We start from the raw sequence: 25,853 nt of genomic DNA, 5'->3' as shown, positions 1-25,853 counted from the left end.
CTGTCCACGATAGATCTGGATAATTCCATCGATCCCTCGGCCCCGAATCCCTCGTTCCCGCCACTTTTGCGTGACGCGCTTCGACGCAACTTGACGCAAACAGACGCATTTCGAAGCAAATTGAAGAACGCACACCTGTGCACCTTTGATGCACAGCGTAAGCGGCGTCCTGTTCCTAACTTCTAGCAGGTTTTCAGTAATGAGATTACGCACTGATTGATGTGTGGGGCATTGGCCTGCCCCAAACGGTGGGCTAAACAAGTGTCATTCTTAAAGCATGATCGGCTTCGGGCCATCCCCTAGTCTAGACAGATGGTGGCGCAGAGCCGCGTGGTGTCGCCGGCCAAATAATGGCCTCCGGTGCCGGTGGTCAGTAGCCGAGTGAATGAGTGCGGCCGTTCGGTGTTGTAGTAGCGCCGCCATTCCTCGATGACGACCTTGGCCACGGCGATGATTTAGAAGGTCTCGCCGTCGAGCAGTTCGTCGCGCAACTTGGAGTTGAAGCTCTCGCAGTAGCCGTTCTCTCAAGGACTGCCCGGCTCGATGGAAGCGGTCTTTGCGCCGATCGCTACTCTCCATTCCGCACCGCTTTGGCGATGAAGTCCTGGCCATAGCACGGCTGGAAGTAAGACTGCGGATGGGTTTGGCCAGCCGTGCGGTCACACATCACGCAGCGGGTAGCCAGAACAGGTCTGAGGTCTCAACATTGGTTTGCATAACCACACTGCTGAGGAGACTGGCTATGACCGCCGCCTCATTCCTGGCCCTTGCCGCTGCGAAGAACCGCAAGAATTACTACCAATGCGCCGGCCACTATGCACTCCATTCTCGCCGACAAAACAGCGGCAACAGGTTTTACCTGCCCAGCGTGCTGGGCCAGGTCCCGTGCAGATCCCCGCCACGCCCTTCGATCTCGAAGCCGTGGGCGCCGAAGAAATCGCGCTGGCCCTGGATGAGGTTGGCGGTGCCCTGAGCCTGGCGGTAGCTATCGAAATAGCTCAGCGAGGCAGACAGACAGATCATCGGGAATTCGCCGATGGCGGCTGCGGCCACGACCTTGCGCAGGCTCGGATGGCTGTCCTTCATGATGGCGACGAAATCGGGCACGACCAGCAGATTGGTATTGCCGCCCTTTTCATAGGCCGAGCTCATCTGGTCGAGGAAGCGCGAGCGGATGATGCAGCCGGCGCGCCAGATTTTCGCGATGGTGGCGAGCGGCAGGGACCAGCCGAATTCTTCGGACGCCTTGGCGATGACGGCGAAGCCCTGGGCGTAGGAGACGATCTTGCCGGCGAGCAGCGCCTTTTCGAGATCGGCCAGGGTCACGTTGGTCTTGGCGCGGTTGGGCTTGCCATAGATGCCTTCGGCCACGACGCGCTCGGACTTGCGCGAGGAGAGCGAACGGGCGGCAACGGCGCCTTCGATGGCGGTAGCCGGTACGCCCATCTGCTGGGCGACAACTGCGGACCACATGCCGGTGCCCTTCTGGCCGGCCTTGTCGAGGATGAGATCGACGAGCGGCTTGTTGGTCTGGGGATCGATAGCGGCGAGGACGTGGCCGGTAATCTCGATCAGGTAGGAATTGAGCGGACCCTTGTTCCATTCCTTGAAGACTTCAGCACAATCGGCAGCATTCATGCCGAGCCCATCGCGCATCACGCCATAGACTTCGGCGATCATCTGCATGTCGCCATATTCGATGCCGTTATGGATGGTCTTGACGAAGTGGCCCGCGCCGCCCTCGCCGAGATAGGCGCAGCAGCTTTCGCCGTTGAACTTGGCAGCGATGGCGGTAAGCACCGCTTCTGCATTGTGCCACTGTTCCTTGGAGCCGCCCACCATGATGGAAGGGCCGTGGCGGGCGCCTTCTTCACCACCGGAAACGCCTACGCCGAGATAGCCGATATTGTTGGGCTTGAGGTAGTCGAAGCGGCGCTGCGTGTCGGTATAGAGCGAGTTGCCGCATTCGATGATGGCATCGCCCGGCGACAGATGCGGCAGGAGCTGCTCGATCATGTCGTCGACCGGCTGGCCGGCCTTGACCATGATGATGATCGAGCGCGGAGCCTTTACGGCCTGCACGAATTCGGCGAGGTCGTATTTCGGGATCGTGTTCTTGTCGAGGCCCTGCGCCTTGGCCAATTCGACGAGTTCGTCGATGCGCCCGGCCGAACGGTTGTGAACGGCAACGGTGTAGCCTTTTTCGGCGATATTGAGGGCGAGGTTGGAACCCATGACCGCCAGGCCGATAAGGCCAATATCCGCTGTTGCATTAGAATTCATCTGATTTAACCTCCTCGAAAAAGGGATATCACTGCTTCGAAATGAAGCAGATTTCGGCGGTGTGAACCCGCCGACAATTCGTTGAGCGGAACAAATTCGGAAATGCCCCATGCTCCAATCGCAACAGTGTTGCGATCTGTGACCGTGCTGCCGACTTAGCGCCCTTTTTGTTACGCGGGTACGTAGGGCTTGGCCTCGGGAATGAGCCCAACCCCTCAATCATCGCAAGGCTCATATGCAACCAACGGTCGGCCGGTCGATGGATGCCGCAACATGATTGCGGAAACGCCATACACAGCCTTTATGAGTTCTGGATTTAATGTCCTATGGGGAACACCTGCACACACGACCGCTCCCCTGCTCATTATGATCAGCTCGTCGCAAAACGCGGCTGCAAGGTTGATGTCGTGCATGGCCGCAAGCACTGTCCTGCCCTCTCTGGCCAGGTTTCGCAGTTGTCGCAGCGTGGATAGCTGCGCGTTTATATCAAGATGGTTTGTTGGTTCGTCGAGGACCAGAAGCCTTGGCTCCTGTGCCAGGGCCCTGGCAATATGCACCCGCTGGCGCTCCCCGCCAGACAGGCTGACAAACGGGCGCGTAGCGAAGCTAGTCATGTCGACGGCCGCCAGAGCCCACCGCGCACGCGCGAAGTCGTCCGGCGAAGGCCCTGGTTGCCAGTTGGATTGGTAAGGGATCCGGCCCAGCAGGGCGGCCTCTTCCACGGTGAGATTGACCTCAGAACCAGCCTCCTGCTCAACAAGCGCCGCGAGGCGTGCTCGCTTGCCCGTTGGCATGGCGAGCAGATCTTGATCGCCAAACCTTACGCTTCCAGCGTGGACGGCTGTTAGTCCAAGCACGGCGCGCATCAGCGTCGATTTGCCGGCACCATTCGGGCCGAGCAACCCTGTCAGCTTGCCAGCGGGTACAATGGCCGACGCCGAGCGGACGAGTGTCACGCCATTGGTCTGAACGGACAGATTGTCGATGATCAGGTCGCTGCTCATGTCAGCCGTCGATATTTAACGAGCACGAGAAGGAATATGGGTGCCCCAACAATGGCGGTTATGACACCGACCGGCAATTCGCGAGGGGTGAACAGGCTGCGCGCCAAGGTGTCGGTGAACACCATCAACAGCGCGCCCAAAAGGAGGGAAAGCGGCAGAAGCTTTCGATGCTGGTTGCCAGTGATCAGTCTGGCGACGTGAGGCACAACGAGGCCGACAAAGCCGATAGCGCCGCCGACCGTTACAAGCAGGCCCGTCAACATGGCGGTACTGGCGAACATGACCCAGCGCAGGATGCCGACATTCACACCAAGGGCGGCGGCCGATCTGTCGCCGAAAGCCAATGCATCGAGCGACCGGGAAGACAGTATCATGGGGAGGCTGAACACAACCAAGGCGGTCAAGGTCAGCCATGCGTCAAACCAAAGCGCGCCGCTCAGTGATCCGACCAGCCAGCTGAGGATTTCTCGATAGGCGTCTCCACTTGCGGACCAGAAAATCAACAGAGATGTGAATGCCGACGCAAGGGCAGAGACGGCGATGCCGGATAGGACCGCCCTGACCGGTGAAAGCCCGCCCAACAAGCTGGTTATTGCCAAGGTCAACGTGATGGCCGCGCAGGCGCCGAGGAAGGCGCCCAAAGGCATCAGTAGCCCGAGGCCAAGGGTCAAGAGAGTGACGGCGCCAAGCGAAGCACCCGATGAGAGACCGAGAAGATAAGGATCGGCGAGCGGATTGCGTGTCAATGCCTGCAACACGGTGCCACACAGTGCGAGGCCCGCCCCCACTGACGCGGCAGTGATCAGTCTGGGCAGACGCAAGTCAATGACAATGGTTTGCCGCAGGTCGCCGACATCACTTTCGGCCAGGAGGCCCAGACGGAACCCGACAGTGGACCACACTTCCCGCGCGCTGATGTCTGCAGCGCCTACCGTGACACCGATGACAATGCTGGCAAGCAGGACAAAACCGAGCGCTGCCAATGCAATCCTGTACCGTCCCGACGCCATCATGGTGTGGCGGGTATTGTGCTCAACTGCCTTGCCATGTCGGCGCTGGCCCCGGCATTGCGAATGCCTGCTTCGGACGCGGGAAATGGGATGACCAGATAGCGTTCGTTGATGACGGCATCCAAGCGACTGGTTATAGGGTTTTCGGCAAGAAACTGTTTCTTCTGGGCCGCCGAATTCCACGTCGAATCCACCAGAACGATCAGGTCGGGATTGCTGTCGACCACAATTTCCCAACTGGTCGAAAACCAGCTCTCGTCTACATCGGCGAAAATATTCTGCAGTCCGATCGTGTTCAAAATCATCTGCGGTGCCCCGCTGCCTGCACCCACATAGGGCGTCTTCACGCCTGAGGAATACCAGACAGCGGTAAGGCCTCGCTCGTCCGGCTGAATGGAATCCAGAAGCGCACGTTGCGTTGCAACAAGGTCGGCAGCGACGTCAGTGACGTTAAAGATCGCGCCCATTTCCAGGATCTGATGAAATAGCGCTTCAAAAGTGAGCGTCGCGGGTTTCAGCGATCGACATGCTGCCGGGGAAACATAGGAGTTAACACCCAAACGCGCCAAGGCCGACCGTTCCCCTACGCCGTCGAGAGCAAAGTTGCTTTCCCAGCCGCCATAGATGAAATCCGGCTCCAGCGCCAGAACCGCCTCCTGCGACGGCAGTTTATCAGAGATCACCGCAAGCTCGCGGGACGCTGCGGCCCAGCGTTGTTCGAGCGGTTCATCGAGGAAGGCGACACCGGCAATGTGACTCTCAAGCCCAAGTTCAAGCAGCAAGTCCGCCGATGTAGACTTGATGGCGATGGCCTTTTCCGGTGGCTGACTGAAGGTGACCTCTATTCCGCAATTGTCGATGACTAGAGGATAATCGGTCGAGGCATGTGTTGCGGTTCCAGCAAGACCCAGAAACAGGAATGAAAAAAGGATTGGACGCATGTCGATCTTCTTGAATGCCGCGCATGGCGGCGTTGAGGTCGGGTTGAGGCGGCTGGCGTTTATGCAGCTATAGAACAGGCATCATCGGAAGAGATCATTCCCGCTGGGTCGGATTAGGTCGGACATGGCTCCCGCGGGGCCTCGCGCATAGGCTCCACGCATAAGAACGGCCGGTATCCCCTCCTTGCCTTGTCCCATGAGGATGGACGCGGCAGCCGCCAGTTGATCGGCGTGGGCAACCGTGGTCACTCGCAGCTTCCTGCCATAGAGATCGTCGTTGCCCCGCAGATCGAGCAGCGCCGGAAGCCCCGAAACACCTATGGCCGTGCCAACCGCGCCTTCACGCCAGGGGCGCCCAATGCTGTCGGCAATGACAATGGCAGGCGCTGTTGCGAGATGGCGCGCAATCTCGAGACGCAAGGCTGCAGCGCTGCCATCCGGATCGTCCGGCAGGAGCAGGATCGTGCCGCCGTCCGACTGCATGACGTTGGATTGATCGATGCCGGCATTCGCCATGATCAGCCCGAGCCGATGCTCCACGATCAGGACGCCGTTTTCCGCGCGGACGACGCGCCGGGATTCATCGAGCACCGCCTGGACCAGCCTTGCATCTTTTTTCAAGTGTTCGGCCAGTTCCGTAGCTTGCGCTTGTGGGGCGATTTCGTCCAGTTGTCGAAGGCGCCCCTCGACCTTCGACACCACTTTCTGGGCGATGACCAGCACGTCGCCGGAATCAAATGGCGCAAAATCCGCCAATGCGTCGGCGAGGATGTCGCCGAGCGGATCTCCGGGGGAGAAGTCCGGGAGGTTGTGAAGCGCGGTTAATGCAAGGTCGGCCACCGGCCGAGCGGGTCGAGGAAGACCGTCCTCTCGAACCCTGGCCTCCGGTCGAGACGGGGAACGCAACTGGACGATGCCACCTTCGGGCTCTTGCTCGCTGTTCGACCTCTCATGCAGCAGAAGCATCTCAACGCCACTCATCGGTCGTCTCCTGGACCAGGTGGCCCGGCGCGATCTCTATGTAACGCCTCACTGGGGCTACGTAATCGGGCGGTCGAATTGGGCTTTTGAGGTCATCGGCGACGACATGGTGCCGCTGACCACGCTGCGCGGGGTCGGGGATCGGTACCGCCGACATGAGGCGCCTTGTATAGGGGTGCTGCGGGTTGTCGAGGACCGCGTGTCGCGGTCCGATTTCGACGATTTCGCCCAGATACATGACGGCGACCCGGTGGCTGACCCGTTCGATTATCGCCATGTCATGGGAGATGAAGACATAGGATAGGCGTCGGCGCTGCTGCAAAGCCAGCAACAGGTTGACCACTTGTGCCTTGATCGAAACGTCCAGGGCCGATACCGCTTCGTCAGCAACGATGACCTTCGGATCGACCACCAGCGCTCGCGCAATGCAGATCCGCTGTCGCTGCCCGCCTGAAAACTGGTGCGGATAGCGATCGGCCATTTCTGCCGTCAGTCCGACATCGGCAAGCGCCTGCTCAACCTTCTGCCGCACCAAGTAGGAATCGGAATGGCCGTGAGCAAGCAGGGGAGCAGCCACGATCTGACCCACGGGAACACGCGGATTCAGGCTGGCCATGGGATCCTGAAAGATCATCTGGATAGCCCCTCGCTCCTGACGCAGCCTGTTTCCCTTGAGCTTGCGAAAATCCACGCCTCCGACGAGGATGCTGCCAGTGTCCGGCTCAACGAGGCGCATGATGGAGCGGCCCGTCGTGGACTTGCCGCACCCGGATTCACCCACGACCCCGATCGTCTCTCCCTTGGCCAGATCGAATGAGACATTCTCTACTGCATGGATCCTGCCTTTGATCCTTCCCAGCACGCCGCTGCTGCGCAGCGGAAAGCGGGTGGAGAGGTTTTCAACCTTGAGCACTATATCGGTGTCGGGGGGCAGACTCGGGCGTGCGTCGTCAATCCCCGCCTTGGGTAATCCCGTCTCTGCGTTCAGCTCCAGGAAGGGAGCTGGCATTGCCTTGCCGCGCATGGCCCCGAGCCTGGGCACGGCAGCCATCAGGGATTGGGTATAGGGATGCTGTGCGGCCTTGAAAATGTTTTCGGTCCTGTCGTCCTCGACAACCCGCCCGTGGCGCATCACCACTGTGCGATCCGCGATTTCTGCGACCACGCCCATGTCATGAGTAATAAAAAGCACGGCCAAGCCGTCAGATTCCTGCAGAGATTTCAGCAGGTCCAGTATCTGAGCCTGTATTGACACATCGAGAGCGGTTGTGGGTTCGTCAGCAATGAGCAGGCTGGGCTTGCAGGCCAGTGCCATGGCGATCATGACCCTCTGCCGCATCCCGCCCGAAAGATTGTGAGGATAGTCGTCCAGGCGGCTGTCGGCCGATGGAATGCGCACCTTGTCGAGAAGGGCTCTTGCTTCGCTTCTGGCAGCGGAGGCCGCCATGCCGTTGTGTCGCCTGAGGGTTTCTCCGATCTGCTGGCCGATGGTCATCACCGGATTGAGACTGGTCATGGGCTCCTGAAAGACCATTCCAATGCGCGATCCGCGTATGGTGCGCATCTCAGTCTCGGTGAGCGACAGGAGATCGCGCCCCTCGAGTTCGGCGCGTCCGCTAATCTTGGCCAGTTGCGGCGCAAACAGGCGCATGAGCGACAAGGCGGTGACACTCTTGCCGGAGCCGGATTCGCCAACCACGGCGACGGTCTGGTTCGGTTCGACCGTGAAGCTGACGTCGTGCACGACAGGCAAAAGGCCGCGGGAAGTCCGCAGGGCGGTGGAAAGACCTTCGACCTTCAAGATTGGTGGACGTGGGCGTGCGTTGGCCTGGATGCCCTCGCCAACTACATTCGGTGGCGTGGCCGCGTTGTCTGGCGTTGTTCCGTTCATGGACGTTCCTGCCCGGCAGATCTGCCCCAGCCTGTCGCGCAAGACGCGATGAGTGGCTGCAGACCTCCGGTATCCTTATTGTGTCGGACCCAGTGGATCAAGTAGGAGTGGCGGGCCGAGGCCCGCCACTGGAGTGTGTTATCGAGCCCAAAGGACGCTGAAGTCCCAGGACTGGAAGAATTCGTCCAGCCCACCGAGGCGGGCGCTGTTGCCCACATCCAGCTTGGAATTGTCGGCCAGGGGAACCGAAGGCAGGTCGTCTGCCAAGACCTTCTGCACCTCGGCATAGGGTATGGCGCGGTCCGCAGGACTGCTACGGGTTGCGGCGTCGAAGAACATCGCATCCACCTCTGGATTGCAGTAGCCTGACGGGTTGGTGTAGGTCATCTGCGGGTCATCCGCGACACAGACATAAACGCGCTGAATTCCGAGCACCGGATCACCATAGCTGCCATAGGATAGCAGCGTAACGTCGAAGTCCTTTTTGGTGAAAACCGTTTCACGCCATACTGCCAATTCTTCCGGCCTGAGGTTTACGGTGACCCCCATCTGCTCCCAGTTCGATTTCATCACGTCGGCTATCTGCGGTGCCGAAGCCAGGTCGGGGCGGAAAGAAATGTTGACCGTCAGATCGGCTGCCCCCGCTGCCTCGAGAGCCTGACGGGCCGCCTCCGTGCTGAACGGGTAGATCTCCGAATAATCCGTCTCGGCGGAGTAGAAGGGCTGCAGGGCCCTTGGGATGATGGAGGCGGACACCTGAGCTTGGCCGTCGTATGCGGCCGCCACCATCAGCTCCCGATCAAGGCCCTGGAACAGTGCCTGGCGCACCAGCTTGTCGTCGAAGGGCTTACGTTCGGTGTTGAAGATCAGAACCATGTTAGCCGGCAGGTTTCGCGCGGCATTGACTTCGGTATCGGGTACGGCGCCAAACTGAGAGACCATTCCCAGGTCAACGAAGGAGCCGAACAGATAGTCGACGCCCCCGGACTGGTAGCTGGTCAGGCGCGAGCCGGCATCGGGAACGACTGTGAAGATCAGTCTTTCGAGATGGGGGCGGCCACCCCAATAGTCTTCATTGCGTTCGAGCTCGACTTGAGCGCCGGGTGTCATGCTGGCAAATTTGAATGGCCCGGTGCCAACCGGCGCCAGATTGTGGGGGTTGTCCGAGATATTCGTGCCTTCGTAGAGATGGGCGGGCAGGATCGGCACGGAATCGTCGGACATGATGACGAGGATAGATGGGAAAGGCTGTTTGAGATTGACCACTACCGTGTGATCGTCGGGTGTCTCCACCGCTTCGATCATTTCCTGCAGGGCCTTGCCGGTGCTTTTGAGCGGCGCCAATTGTTCGATGGCAAACTTGACATCGGCAGAGGTGAACGGGGTCCCGTCATGCCAGGTCACATTCTGACGCAAATGGAAAGTATACGTCTTGCCGTCATCGGAAATATCCCAAGATTCGGCAAGTTCGGGCTTTGGCTGCATGTCGCCGCCAACATAGGTCAGGCCTTCTAGGAGTGCCATGGCCGTGCGCTGAATCTCTGGATTGGTCGAGATGGCACCGTTCAGGTGCGCCGGATTGTTGCTCACCGCAAAGATGGCCGTTCCTCCATCTTTGGGTTCGACGTCCTGTGCGAGCGCCGTTCCAGAGGCGGCGCACAGAAGCGCTGCGAGCAAAGCGCCCTCAAGTTTGTAAGTTCTGCTTATTCCCAATTTAATTCTCCATTTGTCACAGTTGACGGCGGTTTGTTGCCGCTCTTCTTGTGTGCTTGTGGCAGGCCAGGTGGGGCTCGCCTATCGGGCTCGGTTCTGCGGATCGAGGGCGTGGTTCAGCGCGTCTCCAATGAAGTTGATTGAAACCACCACCAAAAAGATGGCCGCTCCGGGAAAAACGCTCATCCACCAGGCGCGCGACAGGTAGGGCTGGGCGCGGTTCAGCATTTCGCCCCAGCTGGGATTGTTTGCGTCGCCCAGGCCGAGGAAGCTCAAACCGGATTCAAGCAGGATGGCGCTGCCGACATTAAGTGTGGCGGCGACGATAACTGGTGAGATGGCATTGGGCAGGATTTCGCGAACCGCGATATGCAGCTTGCTCAGCCCCGCAGCATGGGCGGCCTCCACATAGGTCGAGCTTCTGATGGTCAGGTATTGTGCACGCACGATGCGCGCCAGATCGGACCATTGAGTTATTGAGAGCACGGCTATGACCAGCACAGTGCTTCGTCCAAGGATCGCCACCGCCACCAGAGCGAGGATGAAGCTCGGCATCACTTGGAAGAAGGCGGCCACCTGCATGAAAACGGCATCGACCCGTCCACCGACAAAGCCCGAGAACGAGCCTATCGTCACCCCGATCAGGAAGGCGATGAGGCCGACGGACGCGCCGATCACCATCGAATTGCTGGCGCCACGCAAAACACCGCTGAACACGTCGCGGCCCAAATTGTCGGTGCCGAACCAATGTTCGGACGAGGGTGGCTGCAGGATGTTTCGCGTGACCAGCGATGGATCATGCGGAGAAATCCATGGACTGGCGACAGCAGCGACCGCGAAGACAACCAAAATGAAAACACAGATGATGGTCGAGGGCGCTACTGGAAAAAGCTCCCAGCGTCTTGCAATTGTCGGTGCTGTGGTCATTTGGATGCCCCCTTGCGAAGGTCGATGCGGGGATCGAGCCAGGTATAGAGAAGGTCGGTCAGCGCATTGGCCAGCACGACAGTGCAGGCGATAAAGAAGAAGATGCCGAGAATTACGGCATTGTCCTGCATGGCGATCGCATCGTAGAGCAGGCGGCCCATTCCCGGCCAACCGAACACCGTTTCGACCAGCACGGAGCCGGACAAGGCAAAGCCGAAACCGTAGCCAATCACTGTCACCACCGGCAGCAGCGCATTGCGCAGGGCATGGCCCCAGATCACACTATGTTCGGGCTCGCCTTTGGCGCGGGCTGTCCGGATATAGTCCTGCCCCATTGCGTCCAGCATCGAAGCGCGGGTAATGCGGGTGATGATCCCCACTTCCCGAAGCGCAAGCACGGCCGCGGGCAAGATCAGGTGCATACCCACATCCAGCAAGTGGTCGAAGCCGACGTTTCTCGCACGCAGGTCAGTCATGCCCTGCGCGGGAAACCATCCGAGCCAGAGGGCAAAGATCATGATGAAGATCTGCCCCATCCAGAAGGCTGGCATACTGTAGCCGGCCAGCGCGAGCGTGCTGATCGACGTTCTCCCAAACGGGCTTTTGGAGGTCGAGGCAAGCACGCCCATGAAGATCCCGATCATCGCCGCAAAGACCAGACCCGAAACCGTCAGCAGCAATGTGTTCGGAATGCGCTCGAGAATGAGCGCGGTCACGTCGCGCGAATTGGCGAAGGAATGGCCAAAATTCAACGTCGCGACGTTGCCGATGAAGCTGATGTAGCGCTCCCAGACCGGCGCGTCGAAGTTGAAGCGCTCGTTGAGCTGAGCGCGATATTCCGGCGTGACGGGGAATTCGCCGACCATGGCCTGAATGGGGTCGCCGGGCGCCAGCTCGAGCAGCAGGAACATTGTCGTCATCACTGCGAACAGCAGCGGAACTGCCTGTAGCAGACGGCGGACGATGAAAACAGCAGAAGACAGCACGGATACGGGCACTCCAGCTTGGGAGAAAGGCACAACTACGACCAAGACATCAGATGTCTAATAATTCCCGATAAGCGCGGGGTTTGTCAATCATCCTTCGCGCGATTCCTGAAAATCATTGGCGCCAAGGGCGCTCAACGCGATAATGTGCGATATCAAAATATTGATATAACTAGATAACTTTTTGCGCGTTATGAGCATCAGTGCTTGCGATGTTTCTTCTCAAAACCGTGCCTATAAGGAATGCATGGTGGCGATATTTTCATCATTGACATCTGACGTCAGATGGCGGTAGCGTTAAGGCAAGAGGTGAAGAATGGCTATTGTAAATATCCAGATGTATCCGGGTCGCACTGTCGAGCAGAAGCGTGCCCTTACCAATGCAATTGCCGATGCGCTTTCGGAGCATGCCGGGTGCATGCGTGAGCGCGTCTACGTGACGATCCAGGAACTGCCGGTGGAGAACTGGAACGTACATGGGACGTATGGCCTGGATGACGAAAAGTCCCAGAAATACCTCAAGCCATGATGGTCCCTCGGTCTCTCGCTGATTTGCCCGCCGCTCCGGGTCGTCATCGCTTGCGTGTGCCGGTCGGGGCGGGCGGCGGCGCGCTCGACACCTCAATTGCGGTTGAGGTGATTGTTGGAGATGCTGACGGCCCCACGCTCGTGCTCATGGGCGGTTTGCATGGAGACGAGTACGAGGCTGTGCTGGCCCTTCACCGTGTTTCGCGGGCATTGAACCCGCAGCAGGTAAAGGGTCGTGTCGTGATCATCGCGGCGGCCAATCCGGTGTCTCTGGCCTTGGTTGATCGGCGCTTTCCACCGGACCTGACCGATCTGAATCGTGTGTTTCCAGGCAATCCTGCCGGCACGCCTTCGCAGCGGATTGCCGCCGCCCTGTTTGATCTTGTGCGGGGGGCGGACTTTTTCTATTCGCTTCACTCCTGGAGCAAGACTGGAACCATCGTTCCCCATATCGAATATGGAGCCATGCCGGGGCTGGCTCAGGCGCGTAGCCTGGATGTGGCAATGCAGCTGGGTTTTCCATTCGTTCAGCACACCGACTGGCCATCGGGGCTTTTGGTGGCGGCGGCTCTGTCGGCGGGTGTGCCCTGTTTGGAGGGAGAGGTCGGGGGTCTGGGCTCAGCGAGCGCGGATGGCGTCGACTTTTACGAGCAGACAATCTGGCGGTGCCTGACGGTGCTCGGACATCTCGGGGTGTCGGAGAAGGCTGTCGGTGCCGTCGCCGACCAAAGCAGAATCGTCGAGCCATCAGATATCCGGGTAAATCGATCCGGCTATTTCGTTGCAGAACTCGGCCTCGGCGCAACCGTCGGTCCAGGCACGGTTGTTGGGCGCGTCGTTGATGATTTTGGGGACGATCTCGAAGTGGTGCGTGCTGAACGTGCCGGGATTATCGGAACGATGCGCACCACCAATGCGGTGCATGCCGGCGACCGCGTGATCGTCGTGTTTTCGGAATTGCAGAACTAGGCGGCCGGTTGGCCGGAAAGGGTTTATTCATGTCGCTGATGAACAAGCTGGGCGCTTACGTCTTTCCTTGGGGGCCGGACAGTCCGTCCGTCGACGGATTGGTCGATATGGCACAGGAGGCGGAAGCCTACGGTTTTGATTCGGTTCATCTTCCGTGGCATTTCACGCTGCCGCGCCGGCGCATGCATTCGACGATTCCCAATCAGTATATGATCGATCCCCTGCTTCTGCTGACACTATATGCGGCGCGGACGAAGACCATTCGGCTAGGCCTCAACTCGGTGCTTCTGCCAGTACATCATCCGTTTGTGTGGGCACAGCACTTCGCATCGCTTGACGTCATTTCAGAGGGGCGGCTGATTGCCGGCGCCGCCACCGGTTGGTGGAAGGAAGACATGCAGGTTGGTGGCTCCACGCTCGAAGAGCGCGTGCCGCGCTCCAATGAAGCACTCGACGTCATCAACAAGCTCTGGCGTGGGGAGCCTATCTCGGAGACGGGCAAATTCTGGGATTCCAAGGATCTGGTGCTGGAGCCGCGACCGCTGCAGGATCCGCTGCCTTTCTGGTATGGCGGGAGCCTCAAAGCGCTCAAGCGCGCCGCCAAGTGGGCTACTGGCCTGTTCATGATGAACCCCACTCCCGAGGAACTGGTCGAAGAGATCGTACCCGCCATCAGGGCTACGCCAACCACGATTGGACGGCCGCTCGACATCATCGCCTATAATTACGTAACGGTTTCCGATGACAAGGATTGGCTGGAGCGCGAGATCAGGCCGTTGCTCATGGGCCGAATGAATCAGGTGATGCCGAGCGAACTTGCAAGCATGCAGGACGATCCCAACCTGCTCAAACCGGATGGTCGCGTCGTCTGGGGAAGTCCCGAGCAGTGCGCTGAGCAGATCCGACGCACCTTCGCGGCAGGCGCTGACTATATGGTGTTGGATTTCAACTTCCACGGCGTCAAGGATCTGGCTTTCGCAAGACAGCAGATGAAAGATTTCGCCACGCGCGTTGCGCCCTTGCTGGACAGGTAACCGATGACTGCGACAGCGCTTGAGAACATGAAAGTCATGCCGGCCGATCCCGAGCCGTTCGACGCAGGTGAGTATGCCACTCGTCGCCAGCGCGTGCGCGCGGCCATGTCTGCAGCGGGCTGCGATCTGCTGGTCGTCGATAGCGTCGAGGACATTTATTACCTCACCGGAGTGAGCCTGGCGGGAACCTGCTATCAGGCTTATCTCCTGCCGCTCGAGGCGACGCCGCTGATGGTGATGCGCGAACTGGATGCCGGAATGTTCCTGGGAGCATCTCTGGATCTGGGAGACTGCGTCAGCTTCGGTGACCATGAAGACGCTACTGGCGCAGTGCTTTCCGCCTTGGGCAGGTTCAATGCTACGCGTCTCCGGGTGGGCCTCGACCTTGCGTCACAGGCGCTGACGGTGAGGCGACATGCCCAACTGACAGCGGGCCTCGGTCCGATTGTTGACTGCGCCGATATGGTGCGAGGCGTGAGGGTGGTCAAGACAGAGCGGGAGATCGGCTATATGCGTCGGTCCGCAGCAATCGTAGACATCGCTATGGCGCAGCTGGCGCAAAAGGCGCAGGTTGGCATGAGCATACGCGATCTGGTTGCGATCGCAGCCGGGTCCTTCATGGAAAACGGCGCGAGTTGTGCGCATGTCGGACCGGTTTCGGCCGGGAAGAAATCGGGGCTGCATGCGACGCTCGATACCCATGTCCTTGAGCGGGGTGACGTCGTCCATGCTGAACTGCTGCCCGAGTATCGAGGCTATAGTGCCCGCCTCATGCGCTCGATCTGCCTCGACGAACCCACCACTGCACAACGGGCAGCGCTGGACATGTTGTTAAAGGCGCAGGATGCCCAATTCGCGTTGCTGCGCGCCGGTAACCATGCCCGTGATGTGGATGCCGCTGCACGCGACCTGATCGACGCATCCGGACTTCGCCCGAATTTCAACGGGGTGACCGGCTACGTTCTTGGACTTTACGGGATGCCCAGAATGTCGCGCATCAGTGATTTCGTGCGAACGTTCACCCGAGCTTCCGAATGGGTAATCGAAGCAGGCTCGACCTTTCATATGTATCTTTCGGCAGGCGGGATCGCTGTTAGCGAAACGGTGCTTGTGGGTGCCAGTGGCCCAGAGCGGCTGACCACTTCGGCGCGCACTATACTGCGCGCAGGCCAGTGAGGGACAATGGTGATGGGCGAGGATAAAACACGCGGAGGGAAGGCGATGCCGAGCAAAGCGTCTGCGCGCCGTTCCATCACTGCCGAAGTGGTGAACAAGCTGTATGAAACGCTCTCGGGCGGGAATTTCAAGGTTGGTGATCGTCTGCCGAGCGAATTCGAGCTGGCAGAACAGTTCGGGGTTGGCCGTTCCGCCATCCGGGAGGCTGTGCGCGAGCTGGTTGCCTTTGGCGTCCTTGAATTGCGTCGAGGCACCGGTACGTTCGTAACGGCGGTTCCCAACGGCCGGGTCGGGTCGCACGAGGACCTCTATGAGCAGTTGCGCAAAATGGCTGCCCAGGACTTGCTCGAGCTGCGTCTGCTGATCGAACCGGAAGTTGCGGCCATAGCGGCAAAGCGGGCTACGGCGGAGGAATTGCTGAAACTGCGTGCTGACGTTGAAGGGCTGGCAGGCAGCGACGGTAGCCCTGCCCCGGAAGATATAGGCTTCCACCTCCATCTGGTGGCGGCAACCCACAGCCGCAGCCTGCAGCGAATTACCTCGTGGATAGTGGAGTTCTTCGATGAATCCGGCGTGGATACGTCGCAGGACGACTACAACGACCATTCGGCAATTCTCGACGCTGTCGCCAGTCGTCAGCCGGAGCTGGCGCGGGAGCTTATGCGGCAGCATCTCAGAGAAGTTGGACGGAAGCTCAATCTTGAAGACACGCTCAACCAGGTGACGGAAACAAAGGTGGTCGAGGCGGCCCTCAGCCGCCGTCGCCCCACAAGCTAAAGCATCCGATCCGATTCCTTCGGTTCCTGGCCGATGGCTTTGTCCATCGGGCTCATAACTCTTGCCTAATCGAGGCCCTATGTTCGCCCTTAATAAACTCCCGGCCTACGGTTCAGCGCTTCTGCCCCAGGACGGCGAGCATTTTACAGCAAAATCCCTTTCCCAGGCCCGGACCTTTGCGGAAAGCCGCGATGGATACGCGCCCACACCGCTCGTTCAACTGCGAAGTCTGGCTGACCGACTGGGAATAGAGCAACTGTCTATCAAGGACGAATCCACGCGTTTTGGCCTTGGCAGCTTCAAGGCACTGGGCGGAACCTATGCGGTAGTGAGGACGGCTATCGCCGCCGCTGCCCAGGCTACGGGGCGCCCCGTTTCGATCGAGGAGTGGCATTCGCCCGAGTTCCGGGAGCGGGCCAGCGGCATGACTTTCGGCTGTGCCACAGACGGCAATCATGGCAAGTCAGTCGCTGCCGGAGCCCGCATTCTGGGCGCACAGGCCAAGATTTTCGTTCATGCCGGTGTGAGTGCGGCGCGGATTGTGGCGCTGGAGATGCTTGGCGCCGAGGTTATTCGCGTGGATGGCAACTACGACGCCTCGATAGAGGAGGCAACCCGTGTTTGTCTCGAGAATGGCTGGTCGATCGTGTCCGATACATCTTGGCCAGGCTATGAAGAGGTTCCGGGCTGGGTCATGGAAGGCTATACGCCGCTTCTGCTTGAGGCCCTGGAGCAACTGCCGCGCCCCCCCACGCATGTGTTTGTCCAGGCTGGCGTAGGCGGCATCGCTGCCTGTATTTCGGGGACACTTGACGCGCTGTTCGGAGAGGCCAGACCGCGCGTCATCGTGGTTGAACCTTCGCGGGCGGATTGCCTGTTCCAAAGTCTTGTGGCCCGACGTCCGATACAGATCAGCAGCGGCGAGCCGACGATCATGGCCATGCTGGAATGCTTCGAGCCCTCCTTGGTGGCGTGGCGAATCCTGGAAAGGACTGCCGACGCCTTCATGACGGTTGAAGAGGAAGATGCGCTGGCCGCGATGAACACGTTGGCCCGTCCGCATGGATCGGACATGGCCATCGTTTCGGGTGAAAGCGGATGTGTCGGACTGGCTGGTCTTTCGAGGGCGATGGCGGATCGCGATGTGGCCAATGCACTCGGACTGAACGCGTCCTCACGCGTGCTCCTGATCAATACCGAGGGCGCCACCGACCCCGAACGTTATCAGTCGATCGTCGGAGTAAGTGCCTCGTCGGTCGCAAGAAGCGAAACCATCTGAACGATTAGAGGGAGATATCAGCGTGCTCAAGCTTGGCTACAAGGCTTCCGCTGAGCAGTTCGGACCACGGGAACTGCTCGATTTTAGCATTCTGGCAGAGAAACAGGGTTTTGACTCGGTTTTTGTAAGCGACCACTTTCAGCCTTGGCGGCATAGTGGGGGCCACGCTCCCATGTCGCTGGCCTGGCTTGGGGCCCTTGCCGCCCGCACCGATCGCGTGCAGATCGGCACAAGCGTTTTGACTGCCACTTTTCGCTATCATCCATCGGTGGTCGCCCAGGCCTTCGGCACCATCGGTGCATTGGCGCCGGGGCGCATCATCCTGGGCATCGGAACGGGGGAATCCCTCAACGAGGTGCCCGCCATCGGCATAGAATGGCCCGATGCCAAGGAGCGTTTTGCGCGGCTGCGCGAAGCCGTAACCCTGATACGGAAGCTTTGGTCCGAGGAACGCGTCACTTTCGAAGGCGAGTTCTATCGCACTGAGAATGCGACCATTTATGACCGTCCCGAGGAGATGGTGCCGATTTACATCGCCTGTGCCGGGCCGATGATTTCCAAGTATGCGGGGCGCGTCGGGGACGGGCTGATCTGTACCTCCGGCAAGCCCACTTCGCTCTATACTGAAACGCTCCTGCCGAACCTTCTCGCGGGACAGGATCTGGCAGGCAGACCCAGCACCGCTGTCGAGCGCATGATCGAGATCAAGTTGTCCTATGACGACGATCTGGAGGCCGCTCAGCAGAATACCCGCTTCTGGGCGGCGCTGGGGCTTAGTCCCGAGGAAAAACTGTCGGTCGAAGATCCACTTGAGATGCAACGGCTTGCCGATGCACTACCGATCGAGCGGGCGGCCAAGCGTTGGATCGTGACCACTGACCCTGCGGAATGCGTCGAACGCGTGCGGCCATACGTAGAAATGGGCTTCACGCATCTGGTTTTCCACGCGCCCGGACACGACCAGAGCAAGTTTCTCCAGCTTTTCGCCAGGGATGTCGCACCGGCTCTGCGCAAGGCCTTCGGGTGAACAGAGGCGCGGCCGGCAGATCTGGCGCCAGATAAATCAAAGGAATATCAAGTGGAAATTCGCTCCAAGAGCCTTCTTTCGTCCAAGCAATTGGAACAAGCTAATATTGCTGGCGCCGTATCCTTAATGGGCGTAGATCCTGAGCGTCTTGCTGAAGTATTTGATGCCGAGCTGAACAAATGGGCCGTCGAACGTCCCAAAGGTGCGGCCTATCATGCGCGCGCGCGGGGAAGCCAACTACATGGCGCGCCCACCTACCGGGTCCATCATATCACGCCTGCCGTCCCCGTCGTGCTCGAGCGGGCCGAAGGGGCGAGGATCCAGGATATCGATGGTCACGATTATATCGATTTCTCGTTATCGGGTTCTGCGGCCCTGTTTGGACATCGCCACCCGGCCATCGTCGCAGCCATCAAGGAGCAGCTCGATCGCGCCATTATCAGTGACTGGACCAGCGAGGATGCGGTGCATGTCACCGAGCACCTCCAGCATCGTTTTGGACTGAAATACTGGCAATTCTGTCTCTCTGCATCCGACGCCAATCGTTTTGCGCTGCGGCTGGCGCGCATAGCCACCGGCAAGCAAAAGATCGTGGCATTCAGCGACGTTTACCACGGCTCGCTCGATGAAACTCACGCCATCCTCAAGAACGGCCAGATAGAGCTCGCGTCGGGTGTTTTGAGAAATGGCTTCGATATCGAAGATACGACGAGGGCTGCGTGCTTCAACGATATCAAGAGTGTGGAAAGGGCTTTGGCCGCCGGCGACGTGGCCGCAGTGCTTGTGGAGCCGGTCGTCACCACAAGACGGTCCATGGTCCATCCCGATCCGGGCTTTCATGAAGCGCTGCGCAAGCTCACCGCTGAGGCCGGGGTGCTGCTGATTATGGACGAGACGCAGACCATTGTAGCCGGACCGGGAGGCTATACCCGCGAAGCGGGCTTGCATCCTGACATGCTGACCATGGGCAAGTGGGCTGCAGGCGGCCTTCCGATGGGTATGTATGGCATGACTGAGAAAGTGGCCGACGCCATCGAAAGCTATGGTGGCAGAGTTATGGGCAGCACCCTCTCGGCAAGCGCAATGACTGCGCATGTCATGTCCACGACCCTGCGCGATGTTATGACGCCTAGCGTATTCGGCCAGATGATTTCTTCGGCCACCCGCTACGAGCAAGCCATCGGCGGGCATATCAGCAGTCGAAAACTGCCTTGGCATGTTGTCCGCCTCGGCGCACGGGTCGCATTTGGGTTCGAGCCCGAAATCCCGCGTACCGTAGAACAGATCGATCCTCCGGGGCAGCCGGAAGGCCGGGCTCTGATCAACTGGGCCATCTGGCTGCACCTTGCGAACCGGGGCGTTTTGATCAGCCCGTGGAACGCGACGTCGATCTTCTGTCCGCTTCTGAAGGAAGAAGACGTGCAGACCCATGTCGACCTGATCGTGGAAGCCATGGACAAGCTCACATTCAACTGAAGTGGCGGAATGAGTAATGCCTGCCGAAAAGGGTTCTGAGGAACAGATGGCCCATCCGCATCGCGACAGCACGAGGTTCGGTCTCACTAGCAAGCCGAGAGCGCCGGAAATTCAGCGGCTCTCTCGCCACATCGCGCCGCTTTATGCGTTGGGTGATGAAATTTTCGAGCACCAGCTGGCCATTCACGAAGCGCATGTGGTTATGCTGGAAAGGCAGAGTATTCTCAGCGCTGCGGACGCGGCTTTAATCCTTTCAGGCATTTCCGAGCTTGAAAAGGTAGCCGTCGAGGATCGCTCCATCCTCAACTACATGACCTTCGAAAGCCGGCTCATTGACCTGGTCGGGCCTATCGGCGGTGCCATGCATACCGGCAGGAGTCGAGACGACATGGCCAATTGCGCAAACCGGATGCATTATCGTTCGCGCATCATCGCTCTCGTCCAGTCGCTCAATGCCTTCCGGAAAGTCCTGGTCGGAAAGGCAGGTCAACACCTGCGCACCGTGACGATGGCCTATACGCACAATCGCCAGGCGCAGCCCGTCACGCTGGCTCATGTCTTGATGGGGCAGGCGGAGTCGTTGGGACAGCATATCGAGCGGTACTTTTGTGCTTATGAGCGCATCAATCTCAATCCGCTCGGATCGGCGGCATCTGCCGGCACGATCTGGCCGCTGGACCGCGATTTGACAACGTCATTGCTGGGTTTTGATGGTCTGGTGATCAATACGCTCGAGGGCGTCGCGGGTTGGGATCACATCGCTGAATTCTCATCGGCCAACTCCATCCTCATGGCCAGCCTTGCGCGATTGGCAAACGAGTTGACCTTCTGGCAGTCCGACGAATTCGCGCTGATCGATATAGATGCGGGTTACACTGGCAACAGCAGCCTGATGCCGCATAAGAAGAACCCCAATATCCTGGAATTCATCCGCTCGTTCTCGGCCAAGGTGCTGGGGGACCACATGAGCCTCATGTCCTCGCTGACGCTCAGCCCCTACCAACATATTTCGACTCGGCATGTCGTGCGTGATGACGCCATCGATGGTGTCATTGCCAGTGTCGATGCCATGGCGGGGATGATTTCCACCCTGACACCGAATGTTGATCGCATGCTGCAAAATTCCCATGAGGGTTTCGGCATGATGACCAGTCTCGCCGACTATCTCAGCCGCACGTTCGGCCTGCCTTTCCGCATATCACATGAAGTCGTGGCAACTCTTGTTGTGGACGCCGTTTCTTCAGGCCGGGACCAGCGCGGCATCGATGCGGCGATGGTGCGTCACACCGCGCTCGATGTGGCGGGCTGTGATCTCGAGATCAGCGACGATGCTGTGCGTGAGATCCTCGACAGCGGTGCCGCCGTGGATGCCTTGACGGGCGTGGGGGCACCGGGACCGCAGGCGGTTATGCGCCATATCGATCTGGTGAAGGCTCAGTTGACCGACTGCGACAGGCGGATTGCTGCGCTGGCGGAAGGCCTGCAACTGGCGGCCGAGCGGAGACTTGATCAAGTCGCACTTCTCCGCCCTTCCATGTCCAAATCATAAGAGAGACACATACTGTGGATGATAACTTCGTATCTGCCAGTACCATTCGCACCATGTTTTCGCGTGCCATGTCCGACATGTATAGGTCGGAGGTGCCCCAGTATGGCACGCTCATGACCTTGGTGAGGGACGTCAACGCAGAAGTCTTTTCCACCCATCCAGAAGTGCTGGAACAGATGAAGCGTGCCGGCGAGTTCGACCGTCTCGATATTGAACGCCACGGAGCCATCCGCCTTGGGACGGCGCAGGAGCTGGCGGAGATTGCTCGCATTTTTGCTGTCATGGGTATGGAGCCGGTTGGGTATTATGACCTGTCGGTGGCTGGAGTGCCTGTCCATTCCACGGCATTTCGTCCGGTGTCCGAGTCAGATCTCTCGCAGAATCCGTTTCGCGTATTTACATCGCTGCTGCGCCTGGAGCTTATCGAAGACGCCGGCCTTAGGGCGCGGGCCCAAGCCATCCTCGATTCCCGGAAGATTTTTACGGCTCGTGCCCTCGAATTGACGCGCCAATGGGAAACCGATGGCGGCTTTTCTATCGAGCATGCAGAGGAATTTACGCGTGAGGCGCTTGAGACCTTCAGGTGGCACGGCAAGGCGAATGTCGACGAGGCAACATACAAGGCCCTACATGATGCGCACCGACTGATTGCCGATGTGGTGAGTTTCAAGGGCCCGCATATCAATCACCTGACTCCCAGAACGCTGGATATAGACGCCGTGCAGGCTTTGATGCCCGAAAGGGGCATTGTGCCCAAGGAGAGTATCGAGGGACCTCCTCGGCGGCGGTGCCCCATCCTGCTCCGCCAGACCAGCTTCAAGGCGCTTGAAGAACCCGTGGTCTTTATCGACGACGACCAACGTGTTGGCGGGCATACTGCGCGTTTCGGCGAGATCGAGCAGAGAGGTGCCGCGCTGACACTCAAAGGTCGTCAGTTATACGATGCCCTGCTTGATCGCGCGAGGAAGCAAACCAATGAGGGAGCCGGCCAGAACTATAACAGCGTGCTTGCGGACGTATTCTCCTCTTTCCCCGACGACTATGAGGAGATGCGTCGGCAGGGACTGACCTATTTCCGCTATACTATCGCCCCGAATGCGACGTTGAAAGGTCTGGTCGGCCTGGATCTCGAGACTTTGGTGGCCAAGGGGGTAATTGATACAGCCCCGATCATCTACGAGGACTTTCTGCCGGTCAGCGCTGCGGGCATATTCCAATCCAACCTCCAATCCCAAGGTGGAAAGGATTATGGAGCAATCTCCGCACGCAGCGTTTTCGAGGCGGCGCTGGGGCGGTCGGCGCATGACGAGTTTAGCGTTTACGCTCGCATTCAGCAGAGTTCCATCGACCGCTGTATGGATGCGATACGCAGTCAGACGTCCTGATCGCGGCCTCTCCATTTAGCCCTGCGGGATTTCGGTGCGCTGAGTACGATGGTTGAACTTGACAAGGTGAAAAGTGGAGGAAACAACCGCGACAGCGTGTTTGAGACGCTCGGGGGCGTTCTCATCGAGCGCGGTTTGCGCGGCGAGGTTTCGCGGGACCACGTGTCTCGCGCGGCTATGGCCACGGACAACAGCGTCTACGAGTTGACCCCTGATCTTGTGGTGGCTCCCCGCGACGAAGCCGACGTCGCTCTACTTATGCGCGTGCTGTCCGAGCCAAGATTTCGTCATGTGCCAGTTACCGCGAGAGGCGGGGGGACCGGAACGAACGGACAGAGCCTCAATCGTGGGGTGATCGTCAATTTCCAGCGCTTCATGACGCGGATTCTTGCTGTGAATATCGAAGAGGGCTGGGCCGATGTCGAGCCCGGCATAGTGCTGGACGAGCTCAATGCGGCGATCGCGGGGACAGGGCTTTTCTTTGCCCCAAACACCTCCACGGCGAGCCGTTGTACCGTCGGCGGCATGGTCGGCACTGACGCTTCTGGCAAGGGGTCGCGCATCTACGGCAAGACGAGTGACAATGTTCTGGGGCTGAAGGTGGTCCTCGAAGGTGGTCAGACCTTTTCCAGTTGCGAAGCCGCGCCGGAATGGGCCGCGCCATTGCTGTCGCGGCTTGCCGCGGGCTGTGATGCCGGCCGGGACGAGCTGATTGCCCATACGCCTCGTCTCAATCGTCGTTTCACCGGATATGACCTTGAGCGCGCGCGACCCGATGATAGCACACTTGACTGGTGGCGGCTGTTTCTGGGAGCGGAAGGCACGCTGGGATTGGTCACCGGCATTCGAGTGCGTCTTGTCGCCGTACCGAAACACAAGCGGTTGATCGTCGTGGCGTTTTCGAGCTTTCGGCTGGCGCTCGCGGCAAGCGTGAAGATCCTAGACTTTGAGCCTCTGGCTGTCGAGCTGATGGACGAGGGGGTGGCGCGCATGGCTCGCGAGGCCGGGCTGACGGCCGCGCTGCCACAAGCGGTGCGCGGTGGGGCTGGCCAGGCGGTCTCGCACATGTTTGTCGAGTTCGCTGGCGACGACCAGGCGGTGCTTGATCGGCAGGTTGCGGCGTTCAACTCGGCTGCTAGCAAAATGCAGGGTGCGGTCGGTACCCATATCGCAGATAGTTCAAGTGAACAAAAACGCCTGTGGAACGTGCGGGCCGCCGCCGTGGGTCTTTTGAGCAAGCGCGATGGGGCCCGACGTCCCGTCGCCTTCATCGAGGATAGTGTCGTCCCGGTCCAGAACCTAGTGGCTTTCGTGGATGGCTTTGACGAGCTGATGCGCAAGAACGGGCTAGCTTATGGCATTTATGGGCACAGCGATGTGGGCTGTCTGCACGTTCGCCCTGCACTGAACCTGGACGAGACTGCCGACCGGGCGGTGTTCAGATCGGTTTCCGACGCCGTCTACAAGTTGTGCAAGGCTCATGGCGGGATTTTCTGGGGCGAGCACGGCAAAGGTCTGCGCGGCGCCTATCTGGCGGATTTCGTTGGCGAGACTGCCTATGCCGCCATGCAGGCCGTTAAACGAGCATTCGATCCATTGGAGCGATTCAATCCGGGCAAGCTGGTGGTTCTGGACAAGCCGCTTCTAGGCATTACCGACCTGCCGTTCCGGCGAGGTAACGCAAAGGGAGACGACTTCGAGAAGAGCTTTCACTGCAATGGCAATGGTGTTTGTCTGGGCTCTGCTCGCACAATGCCGATGTGCCCCTCTTTTCAGGCCACGCGCGATAATCGCCAGTCGCCGAAAGGGCGCGCCGATGGACTTCGCCAATGGCGAGACAGCCAGCGTCGCGGCAACGTGGCGGCGCCCGATCAGGAGCAGGACCTCTTCAACGCCCTGGACACCTGCCTTGGCTGTAATGCGTGCGCCAGCAGTTGCCCGGTCCAGGTCAGCATTCCAAGCATGAAGTCGATGTTTCTCGAGCATTATTACCGCGAGCGTCGGCGGCCTTTGCGCGATCATCTTGTCACGCTGCTGGAGGCTGGAGCGCCGCTTATTGATTCCATCCGACCGCTGGCGCGGGCCGGCATGGCGGTCGCGGGGAAAGGATTTGCAGCCATGTTCGGCCTGTGTGACCTACCAGAGATTTCGGCGGGCAGATTGAATGGTCTCGGCTATGGCGTCCACCGATGGATGGATACGGCCCTCGACAACCTGTCCGGAAAAGTGCTGATCCTTGCGGATCCTTTCACGACCTTGTTCGATATGGAGGCCGTGCGTGCTGTGTGTGCGGGTCTGGACCTGCTGGGCTATTCGCCAGTGCTCGTGACCTTGCCGCCCGGTGCAAAATCATCTCATGTTTTGGGATTGAGGCAGCGCTACCTTGCCCGCGCCAGCCAGCAGATACGAGCGCTGAAGCGGCTGCATGCCATCGGGCTACCGCTTCTGGCCGTCGACCCTGCTTTCGCACTGCTGACGCGGCAGGAATATACTCATCTCGATCCCTCCACGCCGCCAGTGCTTCTGGCTCAGGAATTTCTGACAAATCGCCTTTCAGCAGGCGATCTTTGGCCAAAGGCGACAAAGATCTCGGGCGGAAAACTGATGGGGCATTGCACTGAAGTGGCGACAATGCCGAATGCATTGCAGCTTTGGGTGGATGTTTTTGCGGCGATCGGATTGCCCGTTTGTCCGGTCTCGACAGGTTGCTGCGGTATGGCGGGATTGTTCGGGCATCAGGAGCGGCATCAGGCCATGTCCCGAAACCTGTTCGACGCCGGATGGGCCGATGCGGCGGCTGGGAAGGACAATGTTCTGGTCACCGGCTTTTCCTGCCGGTGTCAGGTCAAGCGTTTCGGCAGTGCCAAGGCCGTTCATCCTATGAGTTTGGTCGTCGATGCGTTGTCTGGCTGCTAGA

The 25,853-nt window shown here is 59.4% G+C and carries 20 protein-coding genes and 1 pseudogene; 11 read left to right on the top strand and 10 right to left on the bottom strand.

The genetic code is table 11. The features are described from left to right. Positions 1–304: 304 nt before the first annotated feature. The 10 genes and pseudogenes from ABIE28_RS18000 to ABIE28_RS17955 all read right to left on the bottom strand — a co-directional run. Positions 305–610: pseudogene (locus ABIE28_RS18000) on the bottom strand (integrase core domain-containing protein); the annotation flags it as partial. Positions 611–855: 245 nt separating this feature from the next. Continuing rightward, the gene (gene gnd, locus ABIE28_RS17995) at positions 856–2,283 is read right to left on the bottom strand and encodes an NADP-dependent phosphogluconate dehydrogenase (protein ID WP_354065319.1); all 1,428 of its coding nucleotides are present in this window, start codon (positions 2,281–2,283) and stop codon (positions 856–858) included. Between the two features lie 215 nt (positions 2,284–2,498). Further along, positions 2,499–3,287, bottom strand: a complete 789-nt coding sequence (locus ABIE28_RS17990; RefSeq protein WP_354065317.1) for an ABC transporter ATP-binding protein — start codon at positions 3,285–3,287, stop codon at positions 2,499–2,501. Next, positions 3,284–4,270, bottom strand: coding sequence for an iron chelate uptake ABC transporter family permease subunit (locus ABIE28_RS17985; RefSeq protein ID WP_354065315.1), 987 nt, complete (start codon positions 4,268–4,270; stop codon positions 3,284–3,286). The genes ABIE28_RS17990 and ABIE28_RS17985 overlap by 4 nt, the downstream gene beginning before the upstream one ends. Positions 4,271–4,296: 26 nt before the next feature. Next, complete coding sequence (locus ABIE28_RS17980; RefSeq protein WP_354065313.1) at positions 4,297–5,238, bottom strand: putative F420-0 ABC transporter substrate-binding protein; 942 nt, start codon at positions 5,236–5,238, stop codon at positions 4,297–4,299. A gap of 81 nt (positions 5,239–5,319) precedes the next feature. Then, positions 5,320–6,219: a coenzyme F420-0:L-glutamate ligase gene (cofE, locus tag ABIE28_RS17975; RefSeq protein ID WP_354065311.1), complete on the bottom strand. Its 900-nt coding sequence runs from the start codon at positions 6,217–6,219 to the stop codon at positions 5,320–5,322. Beyond that, entirely contained in the window at positions 6,206–8,110 is a 1,905-nt protein-coding gene (locus tag ABIE28_RS17970) for an ABC transporter ATP-binding protein (RefSeq protein ID WP_354065310.1), read from the bottom strand. The genes cofE and ABIE28_RS17970 overlap by 14 nt, the downstream gene beginning before the upstream one ends. A 138-nt stretch (positions 8,111–8,248) precedes the next feature. After that, on the bottom strand, positions 8,249–9,787 hold the full coding sequence (locus tag ABIE28_RS17965) for an ABC transporter substrate-binding protein (protein ID WP_354065308.1): 1,539 nt from the start codon (positions 9,785–9,787) through the stop codon (positions 8,249–8,251). A gap of 117 nt (positions 9,788–9,904) precedes the next feature. Next, positions 9,905–10,750, bottom strand: a complete 846-nt coding sequence (locus tag ABIE28_RS17960; protein ID WP_354065306.1) for an ABC transporter permease — start codon at positions 10,748–10,750, stop codon at positions 9,905–9,907. Beyond that, the gene (locus tag ABIE28_RS17955; RefSeq protein WP_354065304.1) at positions 10,747–11,736 is read right to left on the bottom strand and encodes an ABC transporter permease; all 990 of its coding nucleotides are present in this window, start codon (positions 11,734–11,736) and stop codon (positions 10,747–10,749) included. The genes ABIE28_RS17960 and ABIE28_RS17955 overlap by 4 nt, the downstream gene beginning before the upstream one ends. 316 nt (positions 11,737–12,052) lie before the next feature. Between ABIE28_RS17955 and ABIE28_RS17950 the strand changes: the two genes are divergently transcribed. The 11 genes from ABIE28_RS17950 to ABIE28_RS17900 all read left to right on the top strand — a co-directional run bounded on the left by ABIE28_RS17950 (position 12,053) and on the right by ABIE28_RS17900 (position 25,852). After that, positions 12,053–12,265, top strand: coding sequence for a tautomerase family protein (locus tag ABIE28_RS17950; protein WP_354065303.1), 213 nt, complete (start codon positions 12,053–12,055; stop codon positions 12,263–12,265). A gap of 56 nt (positions 12,266–12,321) precedes the next feature. Next, positions 12,322–13,233 (top strand): succinylglutamate desuccinylase/aspartoacylase family protein, encoded by a 912-nt coding sequence (locus tag ABIE28_RS17945; RefSeq protein ID WP_354066479.1) that lies wholly within the window; start codon positions 12,322–12,324, stop codon positions 13,231–13,233. A 29-nt stretch (positions 13,234–13,262) separates the two neighbouring features. Further along, entirely contained in the window at positions 13,263–14,267 is a 1,005-nt protein-coding gene (locus ABIE28_RS17940) for an LLM class flavin-dependent oxidoreductase (RefSeq protein ID WP_354065301.1), read from the top strand. Positions 14,268–14,270: 3 nt separating this feature from the next. Continuing rightward, positions 14,271–15,443: a M24 family metallopeptidase gene (locus ABIE28_RS17935; protein ID WP_354065299.1), complete on the top strand. Its 1,173-nt coding sequence runs from the start codon at positions 14,271–14,273 to the stop codon at positions 15,441–15,443. A 12-nt stretch (positions 15,444–15,455) separates the two neighbouring features. Then, a complete protein-coding gene (locus tag ABIE28_RS17930) occupies positions 15,456–16,220 on the top strand; it encodes a FadR/GntR family transcriptional regulator (RefSeq protein ID WP_354065298.1) in 765 nt (254 codons plus the stop codon). Positions 16,221–16,299: 79 nt separating this feature from the next. Continuing rightward, entirely contained in the window at positions 16,300–17,499 is a 1,200-nt protein-coding gene (locus tag ABIE28_RS17925; protein ID WP_354065296.1) for a diaminopropionate ammonia-lyase, read from the top strand. A 22-nt stretch (positions 17,500–17,521) separates the two neighbouring features. Further along, positions 17,522–18,526 carry a glucose-6-phosphate dehydrogenase (coenzyme-F420) gene (gene fgd / locus ABIE28_RS17920; protein ID WP_354065294.1) on the top strand — a complete coding sequence of 335 codons (1,005 nt, stop codon included), beginning with the start codon at positions 17,522–17,524 and terminating at the stop codon, positions 18,524–18,526. Between the two features lie 51 nt (positions 18,527–18,577). Next, positions 18,578–20,002, top strand: a complete 1,425-nt coding sequence (locus ABIE28_RS17915; RefSeq protein ID WP_354065292.1) for a transaminase — start codon at positions 18,578–18,580, stop codon at positions 20,000–20,002. Positions 20,003–20,018: 16 nt separating this feature from the next. Further along, positions 20,019–21,551: an argininosuccinate lyase gene (gene argH, locus ABIE28_RS17910; RefSeq protein WP_354065291.1), complete on the top strand. Its 1,533-nt coding sequence runs from the start codon at positions 20,019–20,021 to the stop codon at positions 21,549–21,551. A gap of 14 nt (positions 21,552–21,565) precedes the next feature. After that, positions 21,566–22,936 (top strand): 2-oxoadipate dioxygenase/decarboxylase HglS, encoded by a 1,371-nt coding sequence (gene hglS / locus ABIE28_RS17905; RefSeq protein WP_354065289.1) that lies wholly within the window; start codon positions 21,566–21,568, stop codon positions 22,934–22,936. A 48-nt stretch (positions 22,937–22,984) separates the two neighbouring features. Beyond that, positions 22,985–25,852: an FAD-binding and (Fe-S)-binding domain-containing protein gene (locus tag ABIE28_RS17900; RefSeq protein WP_354065287.1), complete on the top strand. Its 2,868-nt coding sequence runs from the start codon at positions 22,985–22,987 to the stop codon at positions 25,850–25,852. Position 25,853 lies beyond the last annotated feature (1 nt).

Source organism: Devosia sp. 2618 (assembly GCF_040546815.1).
Lineage (GTDB): Bacteria > Pseudomonadota > Alphaproteobacteria > Rhizobiales > Devosiaceae > Devosia.
The sequence above is the reverse complement of the archived record's forward strand: the minus strand, read 5'-3'. Positions and strand labels throughout refer to the sequence as shown.